This window comes from Paenibacillus sp. FSL R5-0527 (assembly GCF_038008055.1).
Classification (GTDB): Bacteria; Bacillota; Bacilli; order Paenibacillales; family Paenibacillaceae; genus Fontibacillus; species Fontibacillus macerans.
This window is the reverse complement of the sequence record NZ_JBBOYI010000001.1, coordinates 5,053,315-5,066,981: the sequence shown is the minus strand read 5'-3', so window position 1 is coordinate 5,066,981 and position 13,667 is coordinate 5,053,315. Positions and strand designations below refer to the sequence as shown.

Annotated in this window: 12 protein-coding genes; 9 read left to right on the top strand and 3 right to left on the bottom strand. The window is 56.8% G+C overall.

All coding sequences use genetic code 11. The features are described from left to right. Positions 1–228: 228 nt before the first annotated feature. Positions 229–1,374, bottom strand: a complete 1,146-nt coding sequence (locus NYE69_RS22345) for an asparaginase (RefSeq protein WP_340928002.1) — start codon at positions 1,372–1,374, stop codon at positions 229–231. Between the two features lie 448 nt (positions 1,375–1,822). Between NYE69_RS22345 and NYE69_RS22340 the strand changes: the two genes are divergently transcribed. The 9 genes from NYE69_RS22340 (at position 1,823) to NYE69_RS22300 (ending at position 10,171) form a co-directional block, all read left to right on the top strand. After that, on the top strand, positions 1,823–2,323 hold the full coding sequence (locus NYE69_RS22340) for an RNA polymerase sigma factor (RefSeq protein WP_340928001.1): 501 nt from the start codon (positions 1,823–1,825) through the stop codon (positions 2,321–2,323). After that, positions 2,320–2,766 (top strand): hypothetical protein, encoded by a 447-nt coding sequence (locus NYE69_RS22335; RefSeq protein ID WP_340928000.1) that lies wholly within the window; start codon positions 2,320–2,322, stop codon positions 2,764–2,766. Before NYE69_RS22340 ends, NYE69_RS22335 begins: the two co-directional genes overlap by 4 nt. A gap of 31 nt (positions 2,767–2,797) precedes the next feature. Continuing rightward, entirely contained in the window at positions 2,798–3,889 is a 1,092-nt protein-coding gene (locus NYE69_RS22330) for a hypothetical protein (protein WP_340927999.1), read from the top strand. Positions 3,890–3,998: 109 nt separating this feature from the next. Beyond that, positions 3,999–4,694: a response regulator transcription factor gene (locus NYE69_RS22325; RefSeq protein ID WP_340927998.1), complete on the top strand. Its 696-nt coding sequence runs from the start codon at positions 3,999–4,001 to the stop codon at positions 4,692–4,694. A gap of 3 nt (positions 4,695–4,697) precedes the next feature. After that, positions 4,698–5,702 carry a HAMP domain-containing histidine kinase gene (locus tag NYE69_RS22320; protein ID WP_326043566.1) on the top strand — a complete coding sequence of 335 codons (1,005 nt, stop codon included), beginning with the start codon at positions 4,698–4,700 and terminating at the stop codon, positions 5,700–5,702. Positions 5,703–5,786: 84 nt separating this feature from the next. Beyond that, positions 5,787–6,557 carry an ABC transporter ATP-binding protein gene (locus NYE69_RS22315; protein ID WP_326043567.1) on the top strand — a complete coding sequence of 257 codons (771 nt, stop codon included), beginning with the start codon at positions 5,787–5,789 and terminating at the stop codon, positions 6,555–6,557. Next, positions 6,532–8,502, top strand: a complete 1,971-nt coding sequence (locus NYE69_RS22310) for an ABC transporter permease (RefSeq protein WP_340927997.1) — start codon at positions 6,532–6,534, stop codon at positions 8,500–8,502. The genes NYE69_RS22315 and NYE69_RS22310 overlap by 26 nt, the downstream gene beginning before the upstream one ends. Before the next feature lie 46 nt (positions 8,503–8,548). Next, a complete protein-coding gene (locus tag NYE69_RS22305; RefSeq protein ID WP_340930488.1) occupies positions 8,549–9,175 on the top strand; it encodes a DedA family protein in 627 nt (208 codons plus the stop codon). A gap of 84 nt (positions 9,176–9,259) precedes the next feature. Continuing rightward, positions 9,260–10,171 (top strand): undecaprenyl-diphosphate phosphatase, encoded by a 912-nt coding sequence (locus NYE69_RS22300; RefSeq protein WP_445744786.1) that lies wholly within the window; start codon positions 9,260–9,262, stop codon positions 10,169–10,171. A gap of 307 nt (positions 10,172–10,478) precedes the next feature. Here the strand turns inward: NYE69_RS22300 and gcvPB are convergent, their stop codons facing one another. Further along, positions 10,479–12,311, bottom strand: coding sequence for an aminomethyl-transferring glycine dehydrogenase subunit GcvPB (gene gcvPB / locus NYE69_RS22295; RefSeq protein ID WP_340927996.1), 1,833 nt, complete (start codon positions 12,309–12,311; stop codon positions 10,479–10,481). Beyond that, complete coding sequence (gcvPA, locus tag NYE69_RS22290; RefSeq protein ID WP_340927995.1) at positions 12,299–13,663, bottom strand: aminomethyl-transferring glycine dehydrogenase subunit GcvPA; 1,365 nt, start codon at positions 13,661–13,663, stop codon at positions 12,299–12,301. The genes gcvPB and gcvPA overlap by 13 nt, the downstream gene beginning before the upstream one ends. Positions 13,664–13,667: the final 4 nt, after the last annotated feature.

The following is a 13,667-nucleotide window of genomic DNA, read 5'->3' as shown; positions in this document are numbered from 1 at the left end:
TAAGCCAAAAGACCGCCCCGAACGACTTATCGCGTTCAGGGCGGTTTCGTTTACTTCCGGTTTTGCCGTTCCGTCCGGAGCGAGTCATGGACGGCCGCGGGCAGCAGCAGCGCCGCGGCGAGGCTTACGGCCAGCATGATTTTGAGACGGCTCGATTTTGCCCGGCGCATATAGCGATTCCCTCCTTTACAGGCTGCGCGTTCGCCCTCTTGCAGCGGTATGATCCGGTTATTTTTGTCCGTAGCCGATCGTTGTAAACCAGTCTTTGACCGTGTCGAAGTCGCTTGTAAAGGACAGGCAGAGCAAGAGCAGGATGCGGGCGTGCGCCGCGTTCAGGTTGTCGCCGGCGATGATGCCGTCGCCGCTCGAGTAGTTGCTGCCCGAGCCGGTGCGGGTCGTCGTGACGAATACGACGCCTTTTTCGATCGCGGCTTTACGCTCATCGCTCATCGCTTTGGAAATGCCGCCGGCGCCTGTTCCGGCGGTGACGATTCCTTTGGCTCCGCCCGCCACGAAACCGCTGATCGCCCCGGGGCCGGCATCCTGATAGGAGTAGGCGATTTCGACCTTGGCCAGATCGGCTTTGGAGATTTTGCCCAGGTCAAACGGCGTGGCCCATTCGCTTGCCGGCTTCAACGCCCGAAAGGGGGCGCGGTATACGCGGATGTTGTTTTCATCGATATATCCAAGCGCCCCGATCTCCGGTGTTACGAAGGTGTCGGTCCGGTAGGAGTTCGTTTTGGTCACGTCGCGGGCGGCATGGAATTCGTCGTTCAGCATCAGCACGGTGCCGAAATATTTCGTTTTCCCGCTGGCCGCGAGCTTGATCGCGTTGTACAGGTTGGCTGGAGCGTCCGTGCCGATAACGGTCCACGGTCTCATCGATCCGGTGACGACAACCGGCTTCGGACTGCGTACGGTCAGATCAAGGAAATAGGCGATTTCCTCCATGGTGTCCGTTCCGCTCGTTACGACGACGCCGTCCTGGGTTTTAAGCGCTTCGTCAACTTTTAAGGATAGATCGTATAATTGCTCAATCGTATAGGCGCTGGACCCGGAATTGCCGAATTGATAAGTGGTGACTTCGGCGATGTGCTCTTTATTCGGGAGGGAAGCGACCAGATCGGCGATCGGCAGCGAGCCGGCCTTATAGGTCTGAAAGCTCGTTTTATCCGTGGATAATCCGGCGAGCGTTCCGCCGGTGGCGATCACCTGAACTTTGGGCAGTTCTTTGGCCGCTTCGGTTGCCGCCGTGGCGTTTACGGCCGCTTCGGCGGCGGAAGCGGGAGAAAGGTACAGATTAGGCAGCAGAGCGGTTACGGCAAGTCCGGCAACCAATAAATTTTTTAAATTGCGGTAATTCCATTTCTTCATTCGATCAGCCTCCAAGATGTGTGATCAAGTTAACAGTATGTAATATAAAATGACATATAATGTGTTAACTTGAAACGATTATAGATTTATGTCATTTTATTTGACAAATTGCTTATGGTTTGAAGTAAGCGGTTAAACTCCGTATTTTCAAGTTATAACGGCTAATTTACTTTAATTTGAGCATGGAGGGATGAATGGTTCAGTTTTATGGGTTGTTTTTATGTTAGATAAACTTACATAATAACTAATACGAATAAGGTTTATTTAGGAAAATTCTTTTGGGGTCCACAGGATATACCTATAAGATTGTAGAAAATCGGCGTTCTTAAACGTTAATTAAAAAAGAGTGCAGGGGCAGGACGGGCGGCCAACGTCTATTGTTAGGGAGGAGGGGAGATCGATTGACGAAGCTTCGTTTATTTTAAGATTCCGGCAGGGGGATCGCAGCGTGTTCCGCTGGCTGGTTCAGGAGTATGGAACCTACATCTACCGCGTAACTTATTCGGTGCTGCACGATGCCAAAGAAGCGGAGGACGCCGCTCAGGAGACCTTCCTGCAAATCTATAAATCTCTCCCGGAATACCGGTCCCAGGGGCTTAAAACCTGGATGACGCGCATCGCCGTCAACAAGGCGATCGATCTGAAGCGGCGCCGCGACCGCCGCAAGGAAGAGCAGTGGGATCCGGCCGACCTGGCCGTAAAGCTTCCCGTTCAGGATGACGAGATTTTGCTTAAATTGATGGATGCGGAACGAAACCTGGAGCTTCGCCGCAAAATCGCCGAGCTTCCGGAGGGACACCGCGAAATCGTGACGGAGTTTTATTTGAAGGGAAAAAGCCATGAACAAATTGCCGCGGACCTGAGCCTTGCGGTAAAAACGGTGGAATCGCGGCTGTACCGGGCCAGGGCGTACATACGCCGGCATTGGACAAGGGAGGGATGGGGATGAGCTCAGAGAAGAAAATGGACCGCCGGCTGTGGATGGATTATGTTCGCGGGAACGTGGATTCCGGGACGGCGGAGCGGATGGAGGCGCTGCTGCTTGGCGATGAGGCGGCTTTTGCCGCTTATGAGGAAGCTTTGTCATCCCTCGAACAGGAGCTGCCGAAGCCTGCGGACGAGGGCGCGTTTATGCGAAGCGTGCTCGCGGCGCTGCCGGAAACGGAGCCGCGGCCGCCCATGAATAAGCGGGCCAAACGCTGGAGCAGGCATCCCCTGTTTCATTATGCGATCGCCGCGTCCGTTACTGTGCTGCTGCTTAGCGGGGGTTTTTTTGACCGGCTTGCCGCCGGCGCAAACCATATGATGGACTTGAACCGTTCGCAGGACGCTTCGATCAGCCGGCAGATGATGGATGCCGCCGCGGGCTGGCTTGACAAATGGAAACGATAACCATTTAAATATGGAGAAAGGATGGATACACATGTCGTATGACCGCAACCGGCTGCTCGGTTTGCTATTGAATTTTATTCCGGGCTTGGGCCATTTATATTGGGGGAACCGGGGGAGGGGCGTTTTTTATTCAGTTTGCTTTTTTGGAGGATCGCTGTTTGGTTTTACAGTGGCGCTCATGACCGGTGCTGAGGATTTGGCGCAGGTAACCCTTGTTTTGACGGTCGTTCTTTGGCTGATTTCGATGTTTGATCTGCTCATTTCCATGCTTCGCGAGCCGGCGGAAGTGAAGGCTTATCGCGATCATATGCGGCAGATGTCCGGAGAAGGCCGGGAGTCGGAAAAATTTTTCACGATTCTGCTGTCGTTCGTACCGGGCTTGGGGCATTTTCAGCTTGGGCTGATGCAGCGGGGCTTGTCGTTTCTGGTCGCTTTTTTCGGATTGATTACGGTATTGATTTTCGTTACAAGTGTTACTCATGAATCGGGATTTCTGCTGTTTTTGGGCCTATTGCCGATCATCTGGCTCTACGCCATGTTTGATGCGGTACAGCTGGTGCACCGGAAGCTGGCCGGGGAAATACTCGTGGACCGTACTTTGCTGGATGATTGGGAATCCGGGCGGATCGAAGGGCGCCGCAGCAAAGTGCTGGCCACGCTGCTGTCCGCTTTCCCCGGCGCCGGCCAAATGTACCTGGGGCTACAAAAACGCGGTCTGCAGATGATGGTGTTGTTCATAGGGAGCTTCTACATCATCGACATACTGAGGTTGTCGGTATTTCTGTTCCTCATTCCGATCATTTGGTTTTATTGTTTTTTTGACGGCCTGCAGCAAACGAGCCGCTACGGCATTTTGCCGATGGAGGACCGGCCGCTTATTGAAACCGGGGGAAATCATCAGCATTTGCTGGGCATCGTTCTGATCGTGCTGGGGATTTATTTTATCGGCATGGAGCTGATCGTACCGGCGATCGACGCCCATTTCCCCGAGCTTAGGCTGCACAGCCGGATTCGCGAATATTTGCGCCCGCTCGTTGTGGCCGTGGTTCTGATCGGCGGCGGATTGAAACTGCTGCTCAAACCGAAGCGGCGGGACCCTTTTTGGAGCGGTGAAGATTTGTGATAGATTAGAGAGATTTTTGCCTCGGGGGCAGGAATCTCTCTATTTTCTTTTCATAGTCCGAATTTGTTACAATGCAAAAGTAGGTCCTGCTAAAAAGGAGAATCGAGCGATGTTTAAAATATTTATCGTCGAGGATGACAAGCAGCTTGTAGTCTTGTTGGAGCAACATTTGCACAAGTTCGGCTACGGCACTTTTGCGGTAACGGATTTCGGCGCAGTGAAAGAGGAGTTCGAGCGCTACGCTCCCCATCTCGTGCTGCTGGACGTGAACCTGCCGAAATATGACGGGTATTACTGGTGCCGCCAGTTCCGTAACTTATCCACCTGCCCGATCGTGTTTTTATCGGCGAGAGAAGGAAAAATGGATCAAGTGATGGCGCTGGAAAACGGCGGGGACGACTACATCACCAAACCGTTTGATTACGACATCGTTATCGCCAAAATCAAAAGCCAGCTGCGCCGCGCGTACGGAACGTATGCCGGAAACGGGAATGAACGCCACGTCACGGCGGCAGGGTTGCGCCTGGATCGCGACCGGCTGCAGCTCAGCCTGGGCGAGAACCGGGTGGAGCTCAGTTTGACCGAAATGAAAATATTGGATGAATTGATGAGCAAAAGCGAACAGGTGGTCAGCCGCGACCGGCTGCTAGAGAAGATATGGGACGACCAGGCTTTCGTCGACGACAATACGCTGAACGTTTACGTCACCCGGGTGCGCAAAAAGCTGTCCGCGTTAGGCATCGACGATGCGCTGCGAACCGTGCGCGGCCAAGGCTACCGGCTGGCGCCGAACTGGGGGGAATAGGGGATGCGCCTGTTTATGCGGGAGCAGCGTCCGCTGATCGCGGTATATGCGCTGCAGCTCCTCGTAATCACGCTCGTATACTGGCTGGACGGTTACCGCCATTGGACGATCAGCTTGTATGCGGCGCTGCTGAGCACTTGCTTGCTGGCCGCTTATCTCGTTTTCCGCTACGTAACGAACCGGTCGTTTTACCGCCGGTTGGAGGAGCCGCGCGCGGCGATTCGCGGGTTTGGCGAAGCAGAGCCGGGCTCGCCGTTGTCCGACAGTTTGCAGCAGCTGCTGAAAACGCAGCACCGTTATTATTTGGCGGAAATCAGCGAACAGCAGAGCAAAATCGAGGGACATCGGCATTTTATCAATCAATGGGTGCATCAGATGAAGACGCCTTTGTCCGTGATTCATTTGATGGTGCAAAACGACGACGACCCCAAAGCGGTAGCGATCGGCGACGAGGTGGACCGGCTGCGCAAAGGCTTGGAGATGGTGCTTTATACCGCCCGTTTGGACACGTTTGAGCATGATTTTCTGGTCGAAACGCTTGATTTGGAGCAGCTTGTCAGGTCGGTCGTTTCGGCGCAAAAACGTCTGTTCATCCGGCGCAAAGTGTTTCCGGTGATCGAGATGGAAGAAAAGCTAACGATCGCTTCCGACGAAAAATGGCTGTCGTTCGTGCTGACGCAAATCGTAACAAATGCCGTGCGGTATACGACCGAGGAAAACGGCAAAATCCGCTTCCGCGGGTTTGCCCAGGGGCGCGAGGCGGTGCTGGAAATTGCCGACGAAGGCGTGGGCATCCCGGAGAGCGATTTGCCGCGGGTGTTTGACGCCTATTTTACCGGGGAAAACGGACGGAGTTTCCAGGAGTCCACCGGAATGGGCCTGTACCTCGTCAAACAGATTTGCGGCAAATTGGGGCACCGGGTGGAGCTGGAGTCCCGGGCCGGCCGTGGAACGACGGTGCGGATCGTGTTTTCCGCCATCTTTCCATCTTACAACCCTGTAAGGTAACTGTAAGATTAAGCCATGGAGCCGGGCGCGGCCGTCTTTATATAATGGAGACATCCCACCGAAGTAAAAGGAGTTTAAGGCCATATGGCGGTGCTGGAAGTGCATGGACTATCCAAAATATATGAAGGCAAAATCGCCACCAAAGCGCTGGACGGCGTCACATTCCGGATCGATAAGGGCGAATTTGTCGGCATTATGGGGCCGTCGGGCAGCGGCAAAACGACGCTGTTGAACGTGATCGCCACCATCGACGAGCCGACCTCGGGAGAAGTGATCCTGGGCGGTCAGGATCCGCACCGGTTGAACAAGGAGCAGACGGCTTTGTTCCGGCGGCGCGAACTCGGGTTCATTTTTCAACATTTCAACCTGCTCGACACGCTGACGGCGGAGGAAAACATCGTCTTGCCCTTAACGCTGGACGGGGCGCCCGTCCCGGAAATGAAGGCGAAGGCGCGGGAAATGGCGCGCCGGCTCGGCATCGAAGGCGTTCTAAGCAAGCGTACCTATGAGATGTCGGGCGGGCAAATGCAGCGGACGGCGATCGCCCGCGCGCTGATCCATGAGCCGTCGCTGATTTTAGCCGACGAGCCGACGGGCAATCTCGACTCCAAAGCGTCGCGGGACGTGATGGAGGCGTTCGCCGCCATGAACGGGTCGTACGAAGCGACGATCATGATGGTCACGCATGATGCGCTGGCGGCGAGCTACTGTCACCGGGTCATTTTTATTAAAGACGGCAAGCTGTATAACGAGATTTACCGCGGGGACAACCGGCAGGCTTTTTTCCAGAAAATCATCGACATGCTGTCGCTGCTGGGAGGGGACAGCCATGACCTTTCGTCAATTCGCCTTTAACAACGTGCTCCGCAACAAACGGACGTATGCCGCTTATTTCCTGAGCAGCTCGTTTTCCGTGATGATTTTTTTCGTCTGCGCGCTGTTTCTGTTTCATCCCGGCCTGCGCGGGCAGGTCGTCTACAGCTCGGCGCTGCTTGTGCTCGCTGCGGCGGAAGTGGTCATGTATGTGTTCGCTTTTTTCTTCGTGATCTATTCCGTGGGTTCGTTTCTGCGTTCCCGCAAGCGGGATTTCGGGATTATGCTGCTGCACGGGATGACGGAAAGGCAGCTGCGCAAGCTCGTATTTCTGGAAAATATGCTGATCGGCGCAAGCTCGATATTGTGCGGGATCGGCGTAGGGCTGCTGACGGCCAAGCTGTTTTTGCTGGCCGGCTCCGAGCTGCTGGGCGTATCTCCGCTGCCGTTTCACGTTCCTTGGCCCAGCCTGCTGCTGACGATCGCCGCGTTTTTGCTCTTGTTTCTGCTGATCTCGCTCTGCACGACGCTGCTGCTTGGCTCCCACCGGCTGATCGAGCTGTTTCAGGCCGGGATGAAGCCGGCGGGGCCGCCGCAGACGTCGGCCGCCTTATCGCTGCTCGCGGCCGGGCTGCTTGGCGGCGCATATGCGCTGGCGGCGACGGCGACGGCCTCGAGCGTGCTGGTCCGCATGCTTCCGGTGACGGCGATGACGATCGTGGGAACGTATTTTTTCTATACGCAGCTCAGCGTCTTTTTGATCAGGGCGGCGCAAAAACGGCTGCGTTTTTATTGGAAAAAAACAAATATGGTCACGGTGTCGAGCCTGGCCTACCGGATGAAGGAAAACGCGCGGATGTTTTTTCTCGTCACCATCATCGCAACGATGGCGTTTTGCGCGGTAGGAACTTTTGCCTCGATCAACCGGCTGGCGGACGGGTTTGCGGCGGATTATCCGGCCGATATCGGATATGTCGCCAAGGCGGGAAGCAGCGTGGAGGAGAGCCAGCTGCGGCGGATTCGCGGCGAATTGGACGCCAAAGGGGTGGCGTATCGTACGGAAAGTTTGCCGATTTATTATGCCAAGGTCGTATCTTCGACATCCGATTTTCCCGTAGCGTGGATGCCGCTGATTTCGTTTTCCGGTTATAAACGGGCCGTGACGGCGGCGGGGATCGCTTTTGACGAGAAGGAGCCCGCGGACGGGGAAGCGCTGGTGCTGCTCGGCTCGGAGCGGGAATTGCGGCTGTTGGAGCAGCGAAAACCGGCCAGCTATGTGTTTACCGGAGGGGCGGCGGGCACCCGGGTCCGGGAAAGCGGACTGACGCGGCATGTGGCGATTCCGGAATCTTTGATCGAGCGGGCGGGGAACGATCTGGAGGGCTCCTTTTCCGGGTTGGTCGTAAGCGACGGACTGCTGAAGCGTCTGGAGGCGGCGTCGAAGGATGGGGAGCGGCGGGTCGACCGATTTACCGGCTTCTATGTGGATAAAGTGGAATCGACGCTCGGCGTAGCGGCGGAGCTGACGGATCACGGAAGAATGCGCTACGACATGGATAAGCCCTATGCCTTGACGGTAAGCGGCACGTTATACGAGGTGCAGCGGACAACGTACCGGGCGCTGCTGCTGTTTGCCCTGCTGGTCGGTACGGTGTTTTTCATCGCGGCGGGAAGCTTCCTTTATTTCCGGCTGTACAGCGATCTGGAGTATGACCGGCGGCAGTATGGGGCGCTGGCGAAGCTGGGGCTGACGGAAAAAGAATTGGCCGGCATCGTCACCAGACAGGTGGGCCTGTTGTTTTTCGTGCCGATCGCGCTGGCGATCGTGCACAGCTTGTTCGCGTTCAAGGCGATGCAGAGCTTGTTCAGCTTTTCCGTGGCCTGGCAGACGGCCTTCATTTTAGCCAGCTTTTTGCTTGCGCAAGCCGCCTATTTTCTGCTGATTCGGGCCCGTTATTTGCGCAATGTGAAAAAAGCGATTCGATAAAACGGTTTGGAGGTACGACGTGGAAAATAATTGGATTACGGATTTTATGGAGCAGTATGGGTATTTCGGTATTTTTTTGCTCATCGCCCTGGAAAATGTGTTTCCGCCGATTCCATCGGAAGTGATTTTGACGTTCGGCGGTTTTATGACCACTTACACCAGCCTGACTCCGGCCGGGGTCATCCTCGCCTCCACCTTGGGTTCGATCTTGGGGGCGGTGATCCTGTACGGGATCGGCTTGCTGGTTAACGTGGACCGGCTGGAAGGCTGGGTTGACCGCTACGGGCGTTTTCTCCGCCTCAAAAAGGAGGACATCCGCAGAGCGGACGCCTGGTTTGACCGCTACGGCTACTGGACGGTGCTGTTCTGCCGCATGATCCCGCTCATCCGCAGCCTGATTTCCGTACCGGCGGGAATGGCCAAAATGAAGTTCGGACTGTTCCTGCTGTTTACGACGATCGGCACGTTGATTTGGAACGTGGCCCTCGTATTGGTTGGCGCGGCGGTGGGAGGCAACTGGGAAAAAATCGTCGCGTTTATGGACGTTTATTCCCATGTCGCCTACGGAGTGATTGCCGTCGCCGCGGCGGCCGTGCTGGTGTTTTGGCTGCGCAAAAGAAGGGGCGGCGGCGCCCGCCGGACGCCGGAGCAGCCGGAGCAGCCGGCGGACTGATGGACGAAATCATAGGCGAAATGGTAGAATGGACGAATGGTAGAATGACGGATGGGATGATTGACTAGCAAAGGAGAAGCTGAAATGATTGATTTTTTGCATCTGATCAAAGCAATTATTCTGGGGATGGTGGAAGGACTTACGGAATTTGCCCCCGTCTCGTCGACAGGGCATATGATCATTGTGGACGATATGTGGCTGCGGACCGAACAACTGCTGGGTACCAAATACGTAGCCAACACGTTTAAAGTTGTGGTCCAGCTCGGCTCAATTTTGGCCGTGGTAGTCGTGTTCTGGAACCGGTTTATGGAACTGCTCGGACTGTCCCGTTTTATGGGAAAGAAAGGGAGCGCTTCGGCGTGGTCCGACGAGATGATCGTGGCGGAGGACGGGTCGTACCAGCCTCGGCAGCTTAAACATGGCGGCGGATCGCGGCTCAAGCTAACCCAGGTCATTGTCGGGCTGATTCCGGCCGGCGTATTGGGCGTCCTGCTTGAGGATTTTATCGATGAGCATCTGTTCTCGACGGCTACGGTATTGATCGGTTTGGTGGTCGGGGCCTTGCTCATGATTGCGGCCGACCGGTTTGCGCCAAAGCGGGCCAAGGTGGAAACCGTCGACCAAATCACTTACAAGCAGGCGTTTACGATCGGCCTCTTCCAATGCTTGTCGATTTGGCCGGGCTTCTCCCGTTCGGGATCGACGATTTCCGGCGGGGTGCTGCTGGGCTTAAGCCACAAGGCGGCCGCCGATTTTACCTTCATCATGGCAGTGCCGATTATGGCCGGAGCCAGCGCTCTTTCGCTGGTCAAAAACCTGCAATATTTTACGTCGGACACCCTGCCCTTTTTTATCGCCGGGTTCATAAGCGCGTTTTTGTTCGCTTTGCTGTCGATCCGCTTTTTCCTGAAGCTGGTGGGCCGCGTCAAGCTGGTGCCGTTTGCGGTGTACCGGATTTTGCTGGCGATCGTGATCTATTTCGCGTTTTTCTTTTAAGCCGGGCCTTATTCGTGGAACATGAATTAACCGCCTTCCCGGGAAGGCGGTTTTGCTTTTATTCGTGTCTTTGTTCCCTGGTTGTTACGACTTATTGCAAGGAAATGCAAAAGTGCATTTCATCTGTCGTAAATTCCCATATTTGAGCGGTTGAAATGCAAAAGTACAGTTAATTCGGCTTAAATTGGTGAATTTTAGCATACTATCCGAAAATGAAATGCACTTTTGCACTTGATCAGCTGTTTTGGGGCTTTTTGGCGAAAATCAACTGCACTTTTGCATTTGGTGTGTCGTTCATTGGTTTCCGTTACCCGCAGGCGCAGTTCAGCACCGGCTTCCGGGCGGCCCCGGTTTCGTCCAGGCGCGTTACCGGCGTAGTGTGCGGGGCGTTCAGCAGGAGACCTGGGTTCGTCTCCGCTTCCTTGGCGATGGCGATCATACAATCGATAAACCCGTCCAGCGTTTCCTTGCTTTCGGTCTCCGTCGGCTCGATCATAATGCATTCCTCGACGTTCAGCGGAAAATAGATGGTCGGCGGGTGGTAGCCGAAGTCCAGCAGCCGCTTGGCGACGTCAAGCGTGCGGATGCCGTATTGGGCCAGCCCGCTGCCGGACATGACGAATTCGTGTTTGCACGGCTGATCCTCGTAAGGCATCTCGTAATAAGGAGCCAGGCGTTTCATCATATAGTTGGCGTTCAGCACGGCGTTTTCCGAAACCTGGCGGAGTCCCTCCGGGCCCAAGCTGCGGATATAGGCGTAAGCGCGGACGAGAATGCCGAAATTGCCGTAAAACGCTTTGACCCGGCCGATGGAGGCTGAGCCTTGTGTACCCGGCGAGTTGCCTTCGGGGGCTGGGCTGGGCGAGCCGACGAAGGCGGCAGAAGTCGGAGAGACGGACGGGCCGTCGGAACCAACTGAGCCAGCCGAGCCGGGCGAACCAGGCGCAATCGAACCAACCGAGCCAGGCGAACCAGGCGAACCAATTGAACCAACCGAGCCAGCCGATCCGGGCGAACCAGGCGCAATCGAACCAACCGAGCCAGGCGAACTAGGCGAACCAATTGAACCAACCGAGCCAGCCGAGCCGAGCGAACCAACCGAACCAACGGAACTAACCGAACCGGGCGGGTTTTCCGTGCCTACCAACGGGGCGAAGCCTGCCGCCCCCTCCGCACGCCGGCCGCGGATGGCGTAACGGCCGGATTCGTCCAGGACGACGGTCGGCTCGGGGAGAAAAGGCGCGAGCCGCTTTTTGACGCCGACCGGACCTGCGCCTGGACCGCCGCCGCCATGCGGCGTGCTCATCGTTTTGTGCAGGTTGAGGTGGACGACGTCAAAGCCCATGTCGCCGGGCCGCGTAATCCCCATAATGGCGTTCGAATTGGCGCCGTCATAGTACAGCAGGCCGCCGGCGGCATGGACGATTTCGGCGATCTGCACGATTTGCTGCTCGAACAGGCCAAGCGTGTTCGGGTTGGTGAGCATAAGGGCGGCGGTATCTTCGCCGACGGCCGCCCGCAGCGCGTCCAGATCGACCATGCCGCGCTGGTTCGAAGGGACGGTCACCGTCTCAAAGCCGGCGACCGCAGCGCTGGCCGGATTGGTGCCGTGCGAGGAGTCCGGCACGATCACTTTCGTCCGCTTCTCGCCGCGGCTTTCGTGATAGGCGCGGATCATCATCAGGCCCGTCCATTCCCCATGCGCTCCGGCGGCCGGCTGCAGGGTGACCTCGTCCATGCCGGTAATCCCGGCCAAATCCCGCTGCAGCCGGTACATCAGCTCCAGCGCGCCCTGCAGGCTTTCCTCCGGCTGATATGGATGAATTTTGGCGAAGCCGGGATAACGGGCCACATCCTCGTTGATTTTCGGGTTGTATTTCATCGTGCAGGAGCCAAGCGGATAAAACCCGTTATCAACGCCGAAATTGCGGCGGGACAAGGCGGTATAATGGCGCACGACATCGACCTCGTACACTTCCGGGAACGAAAGCCCCTCGCGGCGCAGCATTTCCGGCGGCACCAGCTCTTCCTTCGGCACGGCGGGGACGTCGCATTCCGGCAGGGAATAACCGATCCTTCCGGGCCGGCTGCGTTCGAAAATAAGCAATTCCTCCGGCTTGGTTTCATTTATTTCGCGCATATCGATTCCTCCATTACACTGACGAATTGGTCGATTTCCGCTTTGCTGCGTTTTTCGGTCACGGCGATCAGCACATGTCCGGCGAGTTCGGGGTAGCTGCGCCCCAGATCAAATCCGCCGATAAATCCGGCCTCGAGCAGCTTTTGCTGCAGCCGCTGCGGATCGGCGCCTTCCGGCAGCCGGATGACGAATTCATTAAAAACCGGGGCCGGAAAGGGGAGGCCTACGCCCGGGATGGAAGCCAGGCGTGTTTTGGCGTAATGCGCTTTTTGCAGGTTCAGCTCCGCGACCTCGGCCATGCCTTGTTTGCCCATCAGCGACATATACACAGACGCGGCGAGGGCGAGCAGCGCCTGGTTGGAGCAAATGTTGGAGGTCGCTTTTTCGCGGCGGATATGCTGCTCCCGGGCTTGCAGGGTCAGCACGAACCCGCGCTTGCCGTTACGGTCGGTCGTCTGCCCGACGATCCGCCCGGGCATCCGCCGCATGTAGCTGTCCGCCACGGCGAAAAATCCGCAGGTCGGGCCGCCAAAGGAAGGCGCGATGCCCAGCGGCTGCGCGTCGCCGACGACGATATCCGCGCCCAGCTTGCCCGGCGCTTCCAGCAGGCCCAGCGACAGCGGGTTGCAGCTGACGATCAAGAGGCCTCCGCGCGCATGGATCAGCTCGCCGATGGCGCGGATATCTTCGAGGGAACCGAAGAAATTCGGGTTTTGCACCAGCACGGCGGCGGTGTCTTCCGTGATAGCCGTCTCCAGCGCCTTACGGTCGGTAACGCCCGCTTCCCAGCCGACCTCCGCGATCTCCAGATTCAGGCCGCGCGCGTAAGTCGCCAGCACCTCGCGGGCATCGGGGTGAACGGTCCGGGCCACGACCAGCCGCTTGCGCCGGGTGGCGGCCGCAGCCAGCGAGCCGGCTTCAGCAAGTGCCGTCGCTCCGTCGTACATGCTGGCATTGGCCACCTTAAGACCGGTCAGCTCGCAGATGTAGGACTGGAACTCAAAGATCGCCTGCAGCTCGCCCTGGCTGATCTCCGGCTGGTACGGCGTATATGCGGTGTAAAATTCGGAGCGGGAAATGACGTGTTGGACGACGGAAGGAATATGATGATCGTAAATGCCCGCGCCGAGGAAGCTGGCGTAACGGTCGGTGTCGGCATTGCGCGCGGCGAGCGCGGACATGTGCCGGGTTAAGGCGTATTCGTCGAGCCGCGGCGAAACCGGCAGCGCGCCTTTAAAGCGGATCTCCTCGGGAATATCCTGAAACAGCGCTTCGAGCGAAGGCGCGCCGATCGCTTCCAGCATTTCGGCCCGGTCCTGTTCGGTCAGCGGCAAATAACGGTGTTTTATCATAAGT